The sequence below is a fragment of the Archangium sp. genome (assembly GCF_036388035.1).
Taxonomy (GTDB): Bacteria; Myxococcota; Myxococcia; order Myxococcales; family Myxococcaceae; genus Archangium.
Genome location: NZ_DASVSO010000899.1, coordinates 1 through 15085, shown reverse-complemented (window position 1 = coordinate 15085; position 15085 = coordinate 1). Strand labels below are relative to the sequence as shown.

Below are 15085 nucleotides of genomic sequence, written 5' to 3'. Positions count from 1 at the left end.
TCACGCGGTGGGCACTCCAGGGGAAAGGGGGAGGCCGATGGTGCCACCCCGGGTTGCTCCCGGTAGGGGAGATGTAGGTACGTAGCGGTACGTGCTGGTGCGTGCCGGTATGGGTTGGTGGATATTTTGACTACATGCTCGCACCATGTAGTTTCCGTGTCGCCTTCCACCTACCTGGAGACCTCACATGGCCCTGGCCCAGCACAGAGAGCGGCGCTCACACCTGCGATTCGACAAGGTCTTCACCGTGTACCTTTCCACGGAAGGGGGGTTGAGCCGGGGGATTGGCCGCAACATCAGCGCCCAGGGCCTGTTCGTGGAGTCTCGCGAGGCGCTGTCGCTGGGCGAGCGGGTGAAGGTGACGTTCGCGGGCGAGGACGGCACGGAGATGACGTGCCTGTGCGAGGTCCGCTACCAGGTGGCGCTCTCGTACGGGCGCAAGGACGGACGCGAGGGCAACAGCCGGGGCGTGGGGCTGCGCATCGTCGCCTACGAGGTGCAGGACGACCATCCGCTGCTGCTGGTGGACCGCGAGCGCGTGATGCACTGAGCGCGGCGGGGGAGGGCGGTGGAAAAGCGAAAGGGCACGGCCGCCACGAGCGACCGTGCCCTTCGTGCTTCTGGGGCTCCCGGGGCCCGCGGACACTTCATCCACGGGCCCTGGGGGCGGGGCTTACTGAGAGAAGCCCTCGAGGAGGTAGTGGGCCTCGATGCGCTTGAGCGCGAGGATCATCGCGGCGCAGCGGGGATCCACTTCCTTGCCGATGATGAACGGACGGCTGTCGTGCGAGTCCGTGCGGCGGCCCTGGTTGCGCGAGATGTCGCGGATGATGCGGTAGTTGCGCTTCATCGCGTGCTCGAGGCGCTGGTTGACCTCGGCCTCGCTCCAGCGCTCCATGCGCTTGTTCTGGATCCACTCGTAGTAGCTCACCGTCACGCCACCGGCGTTGGCGATGATGTCGGGGATCATGTCGATGCCGCGCTTCTGCAGGACACGATCGGCCTCGGGGGTGGTGGGGCCGTTGGCGCCCTCGGCGATCAGCTTCACCTTGAGCCGCTCGGCGACCTCGGCGGTGATCTCACCACCCAGGGCCGCGGGGATGCAGATGTCGGCCTGGACATCCCAGAAGTCCTTCTTCTCGATCTTCTGGGCGCCGGCGAACCCGAGCACGCTCTTGCGCAGGTTCTTCGGGTCGTTGACGTGGGCCATCAGCGCCGGCACGTCGATGCCGTCGCCGTTGTAGATGGAGCCGTCGGCGTCGTTCACCGCGAGCAGACGGGCGCCCATCTTCTGGAGGATGGCGGCGCCGTGGCTGCCCACGTTGCCGAAGCCCTGGAGGGTGAAGGTCTTGCCCTTGAGGGTCTCGCCCTTCTCCGCGTAGTAGTCCTCGATGCAGAAGGCCACGCCCTGGCCGGTGGCGGCCGCACGGCCCTCGGAGCCGCCGATGCGCACGTCCTTGCCGGTGACGATGCCGCGCAGGTTGTGCCGCTCGCGCTCGCCGTCCGAGTACTGACGGTACATGAGCGCCATGATCTCCCCATTCGTCCCCACGTCGGGAGCGGGGATGTCGATGTTGGGGCCGATGAGTCCCTTGAGCTTGTACATGAAGCGCAGGGTGATGTTCTCCAGCTCCTCGCGGCCGTACGAGCGCGGGTCGATCTGGATGCCACCCTTGCCACCGCCGAACGGAACCTCGGAGATGGCGGTCTTCCAGGTCATCTCGGCGCCGAGCGCCTTGAAGAGATCCAGGGAGACCTCGCGGTGATAGCGGATGCCGCCCTTGTAGGGGCCGCGGGCTTGGTTGTGCTGGACGCGGTAGGCCTTGAAGCGCTGCGACTCACCAGGCACGAGCTGGTAGACGTTGCCGTCCGGCAGGCGCAGGTGACCGCGGCGGATGTTGACGTCCGAGCCGAGCAGGGCGCGGCCGTTGAGGATGATCTTCCCGTCCGCCAGACGCTCCATGCCCTCGGCGTTGCGCACCTGGGTGACGGAGAGGTCCGCGAAGTCCCGGGCCAGCTCGGGGGCGAGCGGCACGAGGCGATCCTTCAGCTTCGCGGTGACGTAGAAGATGTGCTCGTAGTCGGGCTCCTCGAGCTCCAGACGAACGCGCTTGTCCAGGCCGATCAGATCGGCGGCGCGATGGAAGATCTCCATCGCCTCCGTGTAGACGGTGCGCTTGGGCGTCGGGGCCGGGGCGCGCATGAAGTTTTCTTCGCTGGCCATGTTGAGAATCGCTCCTTGGGGTGAGGCGATTGTTGAGTAAAAGCGGGCCCTTTATGTGCATAGCAGCCACATGGGGTCAACCGTCGGCCCGGCTTGTTGGGATCTAAACTGTTAGTTGTTTCAAGGAGTTAGCCAACGCGGCGTGTCATTCACCGGGGGTGCTTGCCTGCCTGCTCCCTGGGACCGGGTGAGGGGCGAGTGGAGGCGAAGGGGAGCGGGATGAAAGAAGTGCTTGCCGTGGTTGGGGCCGCGTGTTACTTCGCGCGCCCACATCGGTGACGCCAAAAGCGTCGTCGTTGCGGCGGGTTGTGCCGACATAGCTCAGTCGGTAGAGCAACTGATTCGTAATCAGTAGGTCTCCGGTTCAAATCCGGATGTCGGCTCCAAAAAGAGGGTCGCCAGACGCGAGTCTGGCGGCCCTTTTTGTTTTCGGGCGCTGGCGTCTCCCGCCTCTTCCCGTGCCTGTCGCGCACCTCTGCCATCCTGGGGTCAGTCCCCGGCCTCGGAGGTGCGGCGTGTCCCCCCGTCTTGTTGGTCCGTGCCCGGAAGGCACGCGGAAGCGCCCCGGGTTGGGCGCTTGGGCCCTCATCGTCCTCTTCCTGCATGCCGCGTGCGCCACGGGCGTGCCTCACGCTCGCTCATCCGCGGCTGCAGTGGAGGTCGAGGTCGCGGACGAGGTGGTTCACCTCTCCCTGCCCACGCGATTCGGGGCGGTGCGGGTGAGCGACTTCGAACTCAACGAAGCCCTCGCCACCCTGGTGTTGAACATGCCGCTGCGGGTGGCCGGCTCCCACTTCCCGCTCTACCCCAACCGGATGCTGGCGCTGGCCTCCGCCCCGCTCACAGGCGAGGAGTGGCGCACGCCCTTGGCGCGGTCCTATGGGAGCTTCTGCGAGCGGCAAGGCACGCCGGGCGACTGCCTGGGGTTGTTCAAGGACGGGCCGGGCCTGGACGGCGAGGACAAGCGCGACCTCGCCCTGGCGCTCTCCGTGAATGCGGCGCTGGAGGCTCGGGACGCGGAGCTGCGCGGCATGTTCTCCACGACGCAGCTGTGGACGACGCTGAGCATCACCATCATTGGATACATGGCCTTGGTCGCGGCCCCCGAGCCCGTTTCTAAAGGCGTGGCCGCGGCACTGGCCCTGCTCATGTGGGGCTACCTGGGCTGGGAGTTCTTCGACCTGGTGCGGGCCTACTTCCAGCTGTGGGAGGAGGCGGCGGAGGCCAGCACGTTCGCGGAGCTGCGCGAGGTGGGAGACCGCTTCGGCAAGGTCATCGGGCCCAACAGCGTGCGGATTCTCCTCCTGCTGGGCACGGCGGCGGTGGGGGAGACGGCGGCACTCGTGTCCAAGGCCCCAACGCTGCCGGGCTTCGCGAAAGCCGCCGGTGCGCTCGAGTCCCATGCTGGCATCCGAGACGTGCTCACGGCCGTGCAGGAAGCGGACAAGGTGAAGGTCGCCGTGGCCGAGGGCACCTTCAGTGTCGTCCTTCCCGCCAACGTCTTGAGCATGGCCGCGAGGGGCTCTCCGGTTCGCGCGGGCCCGCCGAAGAAGACGCCGGACGTGCACCACATCGCCACCGTCGAGAACAGCAAGTCCACTGCGCGAGGCGGGCCTTGGACGCCGCTATTCAAGAAACTCTTTGGCAAGGCGGGCATGTCGATGGAGGACCCGGCCAATACGGTCCCACTCCTTGGGCACAAGGGGCCTCATCCCGAGGAGTACCATCAACTCGTTCATAAGCACCTGAAAGCTGCGACGGACAACTGCTCCAACCAGCAGGAGTGCGCGCTTGCATTGAGGCAAGCACTCCGGCAGCTGGCCGAGGAGATCATCAGGGAGGGAAGCAGGCTCAACAAGCTGCTAACCAGAGGGGGACCACCCTAGGAGTCTTCATGACGGGACTGTACTTCGATCTGTTCGACGACGTTTACATCTCGGGGCGCTGGCACCTGGATGATCCCGTGGATCAGCAGGGGCAGGAGATTCGTACCTGGCAGTTCGTACGGGGTGAGTCCGCTCACGTCGATGCGCGGATCCGGATTCCCATCTATGTCCCGGGCAGGCCGCTCGACTTCTCTTTGTTGGCGAGTGCGACCATCCCCGTGGTTCATGCCAGGGTGGCGGCCGTCTTCGCCGAGCTGGCGCCCGGTGATGTGCAGCTGATTCCGGTGGATGTGGACGGACAGAGCGAACCGTACGTCTTGCTCAACATCACGCGTGTCGTGAAGTGCATCGACGAAGAGGCATCCGACGAGGTGCGCCACTGGGAGCCGGGGGATGACAGGCCCGACAAGACAGGCCAGTACAGGTCCGTGATTGGCATGCGCATCGACCCCTCGAAAGTGGGCGATGCCCGAGTGTTCCGTACCTGGGGATGGAGCTCGGCCATCATCATCTCCGAGGAGGTAAAGCAAGCCCTGGAGCGTATGGGCGCAACGGGGGCGAAGTTCAAGGAGGTCACCGGCCTGAGCACCGTCAGCGCGGAGGAGCGCGAGCAGGACCGGAAAAGCCGCGAGTTGTTCGAGCAGGCGGACACCGCTCGTGAAACGGCCTGGCGCACCTTGGGGTCGCTGGACAGGGAGGTCTTCATGCCCATCGCCATGAGCGGCTCGTGGCCAGGTCACCGGCAGCTCTGGCGCGTCATCCGTCGCGAGGCGGGGCGTACGCTGCTGGTCACGCACGGGCTCTCGGACCCATTCATCGAGCGCCTGGGGCCCTCGGTGGGCTTCGGTCTGGAACTTGCCCTGGAAGTGAACGCGGCCGTGAAGGACATCTCGAAAGGGTGGCCCCTGATGCTGTTGGACCGTGTGGCGGATGAAGTCGCCGAGCACGAGCACGTGCGCGAGAGCGTGAAGGCGGGCCTCTTCTCCATGGAGGTCTCCGGAAAGGGCATGCCCAAGTCCCTCGTCACCGAGGAGGGCAGGGTGGCCGTGCTGCTGGGCGTGGAGTCACGCTCGCTGCCGAGTCACTTCTCCACACCATATGGGGAGGTGAAGCTCGTCACCGTCAAGGCGTTGCTGCCCTCGGAGCTGGCGTACCTGCTGGAGCACGGCGCAGAGGGGCAGGCTGAGCTGGCGCGGCGCTTCGAGGAGAGCGGCGAGGAGCACCTGTCGCGTCTCAGAAGGAAGCCCGTGGCGTAGCTCCGGGCTGGTGATGCTGCGCGCTGCTTGAGGCCAAAAAATGCCGGGGGCTCGTGGGCCACGACCAGCATGCAGCTGCGAGAGGGTGGTGGAGTGCTTCAGGGGGCGCGCGTCTCGGGCGCGGTGCTTCCGTTGCCCTTCCGCCTGCTGCCGTTAGGGGAGTCCTGGATCCGGCGTGAATGGGTCGCCAAGCAAAAGCCTGACGGCCCATTTTCCTTGCCCCTGTCCAGTCGCTCAGCTCAGAGCCGGACCTGGATCTCGTAGCGCCGGTTCTTCGCCTTCTTGGCCGGCGTGTCATCCGGGTTCGCCACCCGCTGCTCCGAGCCACGGCCCACGGCGATGATCTCCCCACGCGGGATGCCCCGGTTGACCAGTTCCTTGACGATGACCTCGGCACGCTTCTCGCTGAGCGCCTTGTTCTTGGCCGCGTCGCCGCTCGAGTCGGTGTGCCCGGAGACCTCGAACTTGTAGTTCTTCACGCCGGCCCCATCGAGCTGCTTCTTCGCCTCGACGAGGGCGTTGGTGAGGTTCTTGAGCTTCTTGTCGCAGCCGGGCTCGAGCACGTCGGTGCCCGACTTGAAGCTGCACTGGTTCTTGCGCGAATCCTCCATCAGCTTCGCGTTGATGCGCTTCTCGACGGCTCCCTTGCCCGCGTCGCCCGCCGACTTCTTGAGCTGGTCGAACGGGCTCTGCGCGAACGAGACCGCGGGAACGGCGAGCAGCGACAGGGCGATGCACAGCGCCTTCATCTTCATGGACGCCTCCGGGTGTGGAACTGAGAGGGACCTCAGGCTGCATGGACGGGCCGTGTGCGTCCAGCGCCACGAGGGGGCGTTTCGCCCCGGTGTTGTCAGTGCCGCAAAGGCTGCGCGCCCGCCGACCGTGCCGCGAGGCTTGCGCTCCTCGGGGCTCTTTCCCGAGGGACAACCCTTGGTCCTCTGCCACCCGGCAGGGTTGAGTTCCAGGCAGGGGAGGGGCGAAAACCCCTCTGCCGTCCGACTCAGGGCGCGCTAAGAAGTTCGATCGCACCCATGGCGGAGACTTTGTTCGAGGAATTGAAGAGATACGTGGACTTCGGGCCGGAGGACGAGCAGGCGCTTCGTGCCCTGCACGAGCTGGCCGAGCGCCACTACACCGACATCGCGCACGTCTTCTATGACCGCATCCTGGCGCACGAGGGCGCGCGCAAGGCGCTGGCGGGCGAGAGCCAGGTGGGACACCTCAAGGTCACGCTGCGGGCCTGGATGGGGCAGCTGCTGCGGGGTCCCTGGGACGAGGCCTACTACGAGCTGCGCTGCCGCATCGGCCGCGTGCATGTGCGCATCTCGTTGCCCCAGCACTACATGTTCGGCGCGATGAACCTCCTGCGGCAGGAGTTCAACGGCATCATCGACGAGCACTACGTCCACAATCTCGGGGCGCTGCGGGCCGCGCGGGTGGCCCTCGGGAAGATCCTCGACATCGAGCTGGCCATCATGCTGCACACCTACCGGGAGGATCTGCTCGCCCAGCAGGCCCGCAACGAGCGGCTGTCCACCTTCGGCCAGCTCGTGGGCTCCATCGGGCACGAGCTGCGCAACCCGCTGGGCGTCATCGAGACGTCGCTCTTCATCCTCAAGGGCCGGCCCCTGGCCACCGACGAGCGCGCCACCAAGCACCTGGACCGCATCGGCGAGCAGGTGGCGCTGGCCAACCGCATCGTCACGGACCTGCTGGACATGATCCGGGACCGCCCGCTCAAGCGCGAGCCCCTGCGGCTGGACGAGGTGTGGAAGGACGCGCTCTCCTCGGTGCAGGTGCCCGAGGGCGTGTCCCTCCGCGCCGAGGGTCTGGCCGAGCTCCCCACGCTGCAGGGGGACCCCGGGCAGATGCGCCAGGTCTTCGTCAACCTGCTGGAGAACGCCGTCCACGCCGTGGGCGAGAAGGGCACGGTGGCCCTCGTGGCCTCGAAGGGGCCGGACGCGGTGGAGCTGGTGTTGGAGGACTCGGGGCCGGGGGTCAGCGACTCCATCCGGCGCCGGATCTTCGAGCCGCTGATGACCACCAAGGCGCGCGGCATCGGCCTGGGTCTGCCACTCGTCAAGCGCATCCTCGAGCGCCACGGCGGCTCCATCACCTACGCGCCCCACGAAGGCCGCGGCGCGCGCTTCGTCATGAGACTCCCCCTGTCTCCCTCCTCCCAGGATGCAACGGCATGAGGAACTACCTGCTGCTCGATGACAACGAGGCCTTCGCCGAGAACCTGGCGGAGATCCTCCGTGATGGTGGCGACGAGGCCACGGTGGTGACGGACGGGGCGCGGGCGCTGGAGCTGGCGCGCTCGACGCGCTTCGACGTGCTCCTCACGGACATGAAGATGCCCGGCATGAGCGGAGCCGCCGCCGTCCACCACCTCCGCAAGGTGGACCCGGGGCTCGCCGCCGTCGTCATCACCGCCTACCCCGGCGAGGACGATCTGGAGACGGCCCGGCGCGAGGGGTTGCTCGCGGTGCTGCCCAAGCCCGTGCCCATCCCCACGCTCGTCTCGCTGCTGTCCACGGCGCGCCGGGATGGGCTGGTGGCGCTCGTCGACGACGACCTGGCCCTCTGCGACAACCTCACCGAGGTGCTGCGCGCTCGCGGCTTCTCGTGCGTCACCGCGAGCTCGGTGCTGGATGCCGATCAGCTCGCCTCGGTGCGGCCCTTCGCCGCGCTGGTGGATCTGCGGCTGCCGGGCGGACCGGATGGCGAGGCCCTGCGCCGGCTGCGGGCTCGCTTCCCGGAGCTGCCGGTGTTCGTGATGACGGCCTTCCCGGAAGCGGTATCGGCCATGCCGGAGAACGCGGGCATCTTCTGCAAACCCTTCGACACGGCGGCGTTGCTGGAGGCGTTGGAGCGTGCCCACGCCTCGCGCCAGGAGCGGGCGGCATGAGCGCCCCCACCTCCACCCGCCCCCGCGTGCTCGTCGTCGACGACAACGCGGCCTTCCTCGACAACCTCCACGAGCTGCTGGGCGATGCTGGCTACTCGGTGGAGGGTGCCACGAGCTGCCGCCAGGCCCGCGAGCGCGCCCAGGGCGGCTTCGACGTGGCCCTGGTGGACCTGCGGCTGCCAGACGGGGAGGGGACGGCCCTCGCCCGCGAGCTGAAGGAAAAGGTGCCCGAGTCCGAGGTGGTGCTGCTCACCGGCTTCGCCACGCTGGAGACGGCCGTGGCGGCGGTGCGCGCGGGGGCCTGTGCCTACCTGATGAAGCCCTGCGCGCCCAATGAGCTGCTCCTCACGCTGGAGCAGGCCATGCGCCAGGTGCGCCTGCAGGCCGAGAAGCGCGAGCTGGCGCGCCGGGCCCAGGTGACGGAGAAGCTCGCCGCGGTGGGCACCATGACGGCGGGGCTCTCACACGAAATCCGCAACCCGCTCAACGCGGCGGCCCTTCAGCTCTCGGTGCTGGAGCGGCGGGTGCGGCGGCTCTCCGAGGAGCTGCAGCCCAACCTGCTGGATCCCCTGCTGCTGGTGCGCGATGAGATCCGCCGGTTGGATCACATCCTCGAGGACTTCCTCCAGTTCGCGCGGCCGCGCGAGTTCCGCCCGGAGTCCGTGGAGGTGAAGACGCTGCTGCGGCGGGTGGTGGATCTGCTGGGAAGTCAGGCGGACGCGCGCCGGGTGCGGCTGGAGCTGGAGGGGGAGGGGGGCGCGCAGGTGCCTCCCGTGTGGGGCGAGGAGGAGCGGTTGCGCCAGGTGCTCATCAACTTGGCCCTCAACGCGCTCGAGGCCACGCCGGCTGGCGGGCTCGTCCGCGTCTCCGCGGGCCGCGAGGGCGACATGGCGTGGATCACCATGGACGACTCGGGCCCGGGCGTTCCCCCGGAGATCCGCGATCGGCTCTTCGAGCCCTTCTTCACCACCAAGGCCCAGGGCTCGGGCCTGGGTCTGTCCATCGTCCACGCCATCGTGACACAGCACGGGGGCACGCTGGAGGTGGGCAGCTCGCCCGAGGGCGGGGCGCGGTTCTTCCTGCGCCTGCCCCTGGCCCGCTGAGCTACTCGGAGGCGGGCTCGGCCTCCGCCTCATCCTCCGCGCTCGGAGTGGGCGGGGGGGTGCCATTCGTGGCGGCGCTGTACTCCTTCAGCCGGTACTGCACCTTGCGCACGCTGATGCCGAGGATCTCCGCGGCCCGCGTGGTGGAGCCTCCCACCATCTCCAGGGTGCGGAGGATGGCCTCGCGCTCGATCTGCGCCAGGGTGGCCCCGGGGATGAGCGACGAGGGCGAGGAGCCCAGGGGCCGTGGGCCCCTCAGCACGGGCGGGAGATCATCCGTTGTCAGCTCATTGCCCGAGGCCAGCACCACGGCGCGCTCGATGGCGTTCTCCAACTCGCGGATGTTGCCCGGCCAGTCGTAGGACAGCAGCGCCTGCAGGGTGCCCGGCGCCAGCCCCCGCACGTCCTTGCCGTACGAGTCGCTGTACTTCTCCAGGAAGTGGTTCACCAGCGCGGGGACGTCGCTCTTGCGCTCGCGCAGCGGCGGCAGCGTCACCGCCACCACGTTCAACCGGTAGTAGAGGTCCTCGCGGAACCGGCCCGCCTTCACCTCGGCCGTGAGATCCCTGTGCGTGGCCGCGACGATGCGCACGTCCACCTTCAGCGTCTGCGTGCCACCCACGCGCTCGAACTCGCGCTGCTGCAGCACGCGCAGCAGCTTCACCTGCACCGAGGGGGAGATCTCCCCGATCTCGTCCAGGAAGAGGGTGCCGCCGTCGGCCAGCTCGAAGCGGCCCTCCCTGCGGGCCAGCGCGCCGGTGAAGGAGCCCTTCTCGTGGCCGAACAGCTCGCTCTCCAGCAGGTTCTCGGAGAGCGCGGCGCAGTGGACCTTGACGAAGGGCTTGTCGCGCCGCTGCGACTCGTGGTGGATGGCCTGGGCGATCAGCTCCTTGCCCGTGCCGGACTCGCCGAGGATGAGCACCGTGGCGCGGGTGTTGGCCGCCCGCTTCACCACCTCGTAGAGGGCCTGGAGCTGGGGCGAGTCGCCGATGATGTTGTGGAAGCGGGCCCGCTGGCGCACCTGCTCGCGCAGGCTCTCCGCCTCGCGCTTCAGGGCGCGCTTCTCCAGCGCCTTGCCCAGCACCACCAGCACGGCGTTGGCGTCCAGCGGCTTGACGAGGTAGTTTTCCGCGCCGGCGCGCATGGCCTCCACCGCCGTCTCCACGCTGGCGAAAGCGGTCATCATGATGAAGGTGGCCTCGGCGCCCTGCTCGCGGGCCTTCCGCAGGAAGCTCAGCCCGTCCATCTTCGGCATGCGCACGTCCGTGAGAACCACGGCGGGCGAGAAGTCGGCCAGGCGCGCGAGCGCCTCCTCACCATTGGAGGCCTCTGCGACCTCATAGCCCTCCTCGCCGAGGATGGTGGCGATGGCGCGGCGGGCATTGGCCTCGTCGTCGACGACCAGGATGCGTTGAGCGGACATGGTCTCCACAACCTAACAAGCAACCGCCTGGGAAGGGTGGTTTCCCGACCGATCCCGCGATGCGAATTCGCCGTCTCCTCAAGGTACACAGCCGACGGCCCGCCCCCCCTCCCGCCAGCGCCAGTGCCGGTCGTAGCGGAGGTTCTCCTCCAGCGCCGCCGCGTGCTGCTCGTCCCAGGTGTCGATGATGGGCTCGATGCGCGGGGTGAGCCGCAGCATGGAGCTGGGGAAGCACCGCTCGGGCAGCTCGTCGAAGATGCGCCGGGCGGTCTGGGCCTCCTCCTCCCCGCGCACGGCCACGTGGGGACGGACAATCAAATCCGTGTAGTGCGGCTGGCCGTCCCGGCCGTCCACCCGGCGGGCCACCGCGGAGCTCTGGTAGAAAAGAACCTCCACGCCCTGGGCACGCGCCTGCTCCAGGAAGGCCACCAGGGTTCGCCCTTCCACGGCCCCCACCAGCAGCGTTTCCGGGTTCCACTGCTCATCCAGGGCACAAGATTGCCCACCCAGGGGAAGGGCAGGGGCCCGCTCCCCGGCGAGGAGTGCGCCAGATTCATTCCGCCATTGGAGCCGCGTCTCGAACTCAGTGATGGGAACGTAGGTCACAGCACACCTCCGGGCAGTCACATCCACGGAGAGTCCTTCAAGGTGCGTGCCGCCGATCCAGGGAGGTCTGGAGTTCCGTCTCTTTCCGGGCAGAAGGACAGGAGTCTGGATGCCCGTCTGCTCACTCGGGCCGGATGAGCAGCACCGGCCGGGTGCTGCTCCGCAATACCTCCTGCGCCACCGAGCCGGCCAGGGCCTGGGTCAGCCCCGAGCGCCCGTGCGTCGCCAGGCAGATGACGTCGCAGCTGAATCGCTCGGCCGCCTGGTTGATGGCTTCGGACACCTTGCGACCGTGGACGACTTCCACCCGGGTGGAGATGCCGCGGGCGGCCGCCTCGGGAGGGATGAGGCCGCGCAGCTCCTCGGCGATGCGCTCCTGCTCGGGCGAGCGGACCACGGGGCCCGTGGGCGAGACGTGCTGGGCGTAGAGCGGAGAGGTGCCGCCCAAGGGCTCCAGGACGTGCAGCAGGTAGACGGTGCCCCCGGCTGGCACCACCGAATAGGCATGTCGGACGGCGTTGACGCCCACCTCGGAGAGGTCCGTGGGGGCCAGCACCCGGCGCACCTCGGGGATGGTGACCGCGGCCACGGCGCTGGAGGGCACGCACAGCACGGAGATGGAGGACTCGTGGACGACCCGCTGGGACACCGAGCCGTACCACCACTTGCTCGCCCCGGTGCGCTGGTGGGTCCCCACCACGATGAGATCCGCCTCCTCCTTGCGCGCCAGCGCCACCAGCGAGTCCGAGGGTCGGCCCAGGCCCGGATCCAGGTGGACCCACACCGCGCCACTGCCGGGCATGTCACCCAGGCGGGCCGTCAGGTCGCGCCGCAGCGCCTCCTCCACCTCCGGCGTCACCTCGGACTCGGGGGCGAGGGGGACGCCGTAGCGCACGTGCGCGTCCGCGCCCCAGTAGTGGTGGGCGGCCACCACCTCGCAGGTGCCGAGTGAACGCAGCTTGCGCACCCAGGCCACCGCCGCGTCCGAGGGAGGCGAGAAGTCCAGGCCCAGCAGGATGCGCAGGCTGCGCTCCCCACGGGCCCAGGCCTCCAGGGGGCTCGCCGAGCGGAGGACGAGCACCGGGCACCGGGCCGACTGCACCACCCGCTCCGCCACGTTGCCGATGCGCCAGCGCGGCGCCCGCTGCCCGTGGTGGGACACGATGAGGAGCGAGGCGTGGACGAGCGCCGCGTGCTCGACGAGGACCTCGTCCGGGGTCCCGTCCAGCAGGTGGATCTCCACCCGGGTGTCTCCAGTGCGCAGCTCGGCGGCCTGGGCCTCCAGGCGGGAGGTCAGCTCGCGGCGCACGGCCTCGTCGGTGGAGGTGGTGCGTCCCACGCTGCCGTACTCGGTGATGTGGACCAGGTGGAGTACCTCGCCGCTCCTCCGGGCGAGCGCCGCCGCCGCCCGCCCGGCCGTCATCGCCCGTTCCGAGAAGTCCGTTCCGAAGACGATCGACATGGTGCTCCCCTGGTGGGCCGCCTAGGTCTCGTACTCGGCCGCGAGGCTCCGGCGGTCCATGTCCTCGATGAGGTGCTGGGCGAAGCGGACCATGTCCGCCTCGGTGAGGATGCCGAGCAGCTCTCCGTCCGCTCCCACGACGGGCAGGCAGCCGTACTTGTTGTCCAGCATCTGCTTCACCGCGTCACGCGTCGGCGTGTCCGAGCGTACCGTCTTCACGTCGCGCACCATCACGTCCGAGGCCCACAGCGGCTGCTTCGCCGGATCCGCTCCGCCGCGCTGCGCCGCGGCCTTCAGCAGGTCCCTGTGGGTGACGAGCCCGACGAGCTTCCCATTGCGCACCACCGGCAGGTGCCGGATGCGATGCAGGCGGAGCAGATCCTCCGCCGCGGCCAGATTCTGGGTTTCCGTGAGCGTGACCAGGTTGCTGCGGGTCATCAGCTCTCCAACGGTCTGCATACGTGGCTCCGGTCCTTTGCTTTGGAATGGTGAGTCCTGAAAGAAGCTATTGCAGGTTCGGTTCCAGGGCGCGCTTCCCTCGAAGCCCGCCACGCTGGCTGCCTTACCTCGGGCCATTCCAGCGCAACGTTTTCGTGCAGGCGGGGGGCTTCCGCAGAAGCTGCGTCCGTCCCCGGGTCCGCTCCCTGGCCGACAGGACGCTCTCCAGGCGGTTGAAGCCCGGTCCCCCGATGCGCTACACCCTCGCCCTGTCGCTAGGGGTGCCTCCAAGAGAGGCTGAGACGGCCGTGGAGCGGCCAACCCTTGGAACCTGAACCGGTTAGCACCGGCGGAGGGAAGCGGCGAGCGCTCCACGCCTCGCCTGCCCTCTCCGTGGGATGAGGAGAAGTGACGTGAGCGGAGCCTCGAAGAGCCTCAAGGTGGATGGCAAGGTGCTGGAGGGCATTTCCCAGGGGCCCCTGCCGGCCTCGCGCAAGGTGTACGTGTCCGGCACGCTGCACCCGGACGTCCGCGTGCCCATGCGGGAGATCAGCCAGACGTCCACCCGGCATGGTCACGGCCCGGACGCGAAGGTGACGCCCAACCCGTCCATCCTCGTCTACGACTCGAGCGGCCCGTTCACGGACCCCCAGGCCACCATCGACCTGCGGGCGGGGCTGCCCGCGCTGCGCTCCGAGTGGATCCGCCGCCGCGGGGACGTGGAGGAGCTGTCCGGCATCACCTCCGAGTACGGCCGCACCCGTGAGGCGGACCCGCGCCTGGCCGGGCTGCGCTTCGGCCACCGCCGCAAGCCGCTGGTGGCCAGGCCGGGCGCCAACGTCACCCAGATGCACTACGCCCGCAGGGGTATCATCACCCCCGAGATGGAATACGTGGCCGTGCGGGAGAACCTCAAGCGCGAGGCCGCCCTCGCCGCGCTGTCCCATCAGCACCCGGGGCACTCCTGGGGCGCCGCCATTCCCCGGGAGATCACCCCCGAGTTCGTGCGGGACGAGGTGGCTCGGGGCCGCGCCATCATCCCGGCCAACATCAACCACCCGGAGCTGGAGCCGATGATCATCGGCCGCAACTTCCTGGTGAAGATCAACGCCAACATCGGCAACTCGGCCGTCTCCTCCTCCATCGAGGAGGAGGTGGAGAAGATGGTGTGGTCCATCCGCTGGGGCGCGGACACGGTGATGGACCTGTCCACCGGCCGCAACATCCACGAGACGCGCGAGTGGATCCTCCGCAACGCTCCGGTGCCCATCGGCACGGTGCCCATCTACCAAGCGCTGGAGAAGGTGGGCGGCAAGGCCGAGGAGCTCACCTGGGACATCTACCGCGACACCCTCATCGAGCAGTGCGAGCAGGGGGTGGACTACTTCACCATCCACGCGGGCGTGCTGCTGCGCTACATCCCCCTCACGGCCAGGCGCATGACGGGCATCGTCAGCCGCGGGGGCTCCATCTTGGCCAAGTGGTGCCTGGCCCACCACAAGGAGAACTTCCTCTACACCCACTTCGCCGAGCTGTGCGAGATCCTGGCCCGTTACGACGTGACGTTCTCGCTCGGCGACGGGCTGCGGCCCGGCTGCATCGCCGACGCCAACGACGAGGCGCAGTTCGCCGAGTTGCGCACCCTGGGCGAGCTGACCCGGATCGCGTGGGACCACGGCGTGCAGGTGATGATCGAAGGCCCGGGCCACGTGGCCATGCACAAGATCAAGGCCAACATGGACGAGCAACTCAAGCACTGCCACGAGGCCCCGTTCT

13 protein-coding genes, 1 tRNA gene and 1 riboswitch are annotated in these 15085 nt (G+C 68.4%); of the genes, 8 read left to right on the top strand and 6 right to left on the bottom strand.

Features of this window, described 5'->3' with window-relative positions; genetic code table 11:
- Window positions 1-187: 187 nt before the first annotated feature.
- Window positions 188-550: a PilZ domain-containing protein gene (locus tag VF697_RS36950; RefSeq protein WP_331102588.1), complete on the top strand. Its 363-nt coding sequence runs from the start codon at window positions 188-190 to the stop codon at window positions 548-550.
- A gap of 123 nt (window positions 551-673) precedes the next feature.
- Here the strand turns inward: VF697_RS36950 and VF697_RS36945 are convergent, their stop codons facing one another.
- Complete coding sequence (locus VF697_RS36945; protein ID WP_331102587.1) at window positions 674-2224, bottom strand: Glu/Leu/Phe/Val dehydrogenase; 1551 nt, start codon at window positions 2222-2224, stop codon at window positions 674-676.
- A 310-nt stretch (window positions 2225-2534) separates the two neighbouring features.
- Between VF697_RS36945 and VF697_RS36940 the strand changes: the two genes are divergently transcribed.
- From VF697_RS36940 to VF697_RS36930, 3 genes are all read left to right on the top strand, one after another.
- A tRNA-Thr gene (locus tag VF697_RS36940) sits at window positions 2535-2610 on the top strand.
- Between the two features lie 183 nt (window positions 2611-2793).
- Window positions 2794-4110, top strand: coding sequence for an AHH domain-containing protein (locus VF697_RS36935; protein ID WP_331102585.1), 1317 nt, complete (start codon window positions 2794-2796; stop codon window positions 4108-4110).
- A gap of 8 nt (window positions 4111-4118) precedes the next feature.
- Window positions 4119-5366, top strand: a complete 1248-nt coding sequence (locus VF697_RS36930) for an imm11 family protein (RefSeq protein ID WP_331102583.1) — start codon at window positions 4119-4121, stop codon at window positions 5364-5366.
- Window positions 5367-5605: 239 nt separating this feature from the next.
- Here the strand turns inward: VF697_RS36930 and VF697_RS36925 are convergent, their stop codons facing one another.
- On the bottom strand, window positions 5606-6121 hold the full coding sequence (locus VF697_RS36925; RefSeq protein WP_331102581.1) for an OmpA family protein: 516 nt from the start codon (window positions 6119-6121) through the stop codon (window positions 5606-5608).
- 276 nt (window positions 6122-6397) lie between these two features.
- Here VF697_RS36925 and VF697_RS36920 point away from each other — a divergent pair, with 276 nt between their 5' ends.
- From VF697_RS36920 to VF697_RS36910, 3 genes are read left to right on the top strand one after another with little or no spacing between them, the layout of a single operon-like run.
- Window positions 6398-7564, top strand: a complete 1167-nt coding sequence (locus tag VF697_RS36920) for a protoglobin domain-containing protein (RefSeq protein WP_331102579.1) — start codon at window positions 6398-6400, stop codon at window positions 7562-7564.
- Window positions 7561-8277 (top strand): response regulator, encoded by a 717-nt coding sequence (locus VF697_RS36915; RefSeq protein WP_331102578.1) that lies wholly within the window; start codon window positions 7561-7563, stop codon window positions 8275-8277. The genes VF697_RS36920 and VF697_RS36915 overlap by 4 nt, the downstream gene beginning before the upstream one ends.
- A complete protein-coding gene (locus tag VF697_RS36910; protein WP_331102576.1) occupies window positions 8274-9380 on the top strand; it encodes a sensor histidine kinase in 1107 nt (368 codons plus the stop codon). Before VF697_RS36915 ends, VF697_RS36910 begins: the two co-directional genes overlap by 4 nt.
- 1 nt (window position 9381) lies before the next feature.
- Here the strand turns inward: VF697_RS36910 and VF697_RS36905 are convergent, their stop codons facing one another.
- The 4 genes from VF697_RS36905 to VF697_RS36890 all read right to left on the bottom strand — a co-directional run bounded on the left by VF697_RS36905 (window position 9382) and on the right by VF697_RS36890 (window position 13330).
- On the bottom strand, window positions 9382-10803 hold the full coding sequence (locus VF697_RS36905) for a sigma-54 dependent transcriptional regulator (protein ID WP_331102574.1): 1422 nt from the start codon (window positions 10801-10803) through the stop codon (window positions 9382-9384).
- A gap of 78 nt (window positions 10804-10881) precedes the next feature.
- Entirely contained in the window at window positions 10882-11250 is a 369-nt protein-coding gene (locus VF697_RS36900; RefSeq protein ID WP_331102572.1) for a hypothetical protein, read from the bottom strand.
- 280 nt (window positions 11251-11530) lie between these two features.
- Window positions 11531-12871 carry a universal stress protein gene (locus tag VF697_RS36895; protein WP_331102570.1) on the bottom strand — a complete coding sequence of 447 codons (1341 nt, stop codon included), beginning with the start codon at window positions 12869-12871 and terminating at the stop codon, window positions 11531-11533.
- Between the two features lie 21 nt (window positions 12872-12892).
- Window positions 12893-13330 (bottom strand): CBS domain-containing protein, encoded by a 438-nt coding sequence (locus tag VF697_RS36890; RefSeq protein WP_331102568.1) that lies wholly within the window; start codon window positions 13328-13330, stop codon window positions 12893-12895.
- 246 nt (window positions 13331-13576) lie between these two features.
- Window positions 13577-13684, top strand: a riboswitch (TPP riboswitch).
- A 38-nt stretch (window positions 13685-13722) separates the two neighbouring features.
- Here VF697_RS36890 and thiC point away from each other — a divergent pair.
- A partial coding sequence (gene thiC, locus VF697_RS36885) for a phosphomethylpyrimidine synthase ThiC (RefSeq protein WP_331102567.1) occupies window positions 13723-15085 on the top strand: 1363 nt, incomplete at its 3' end.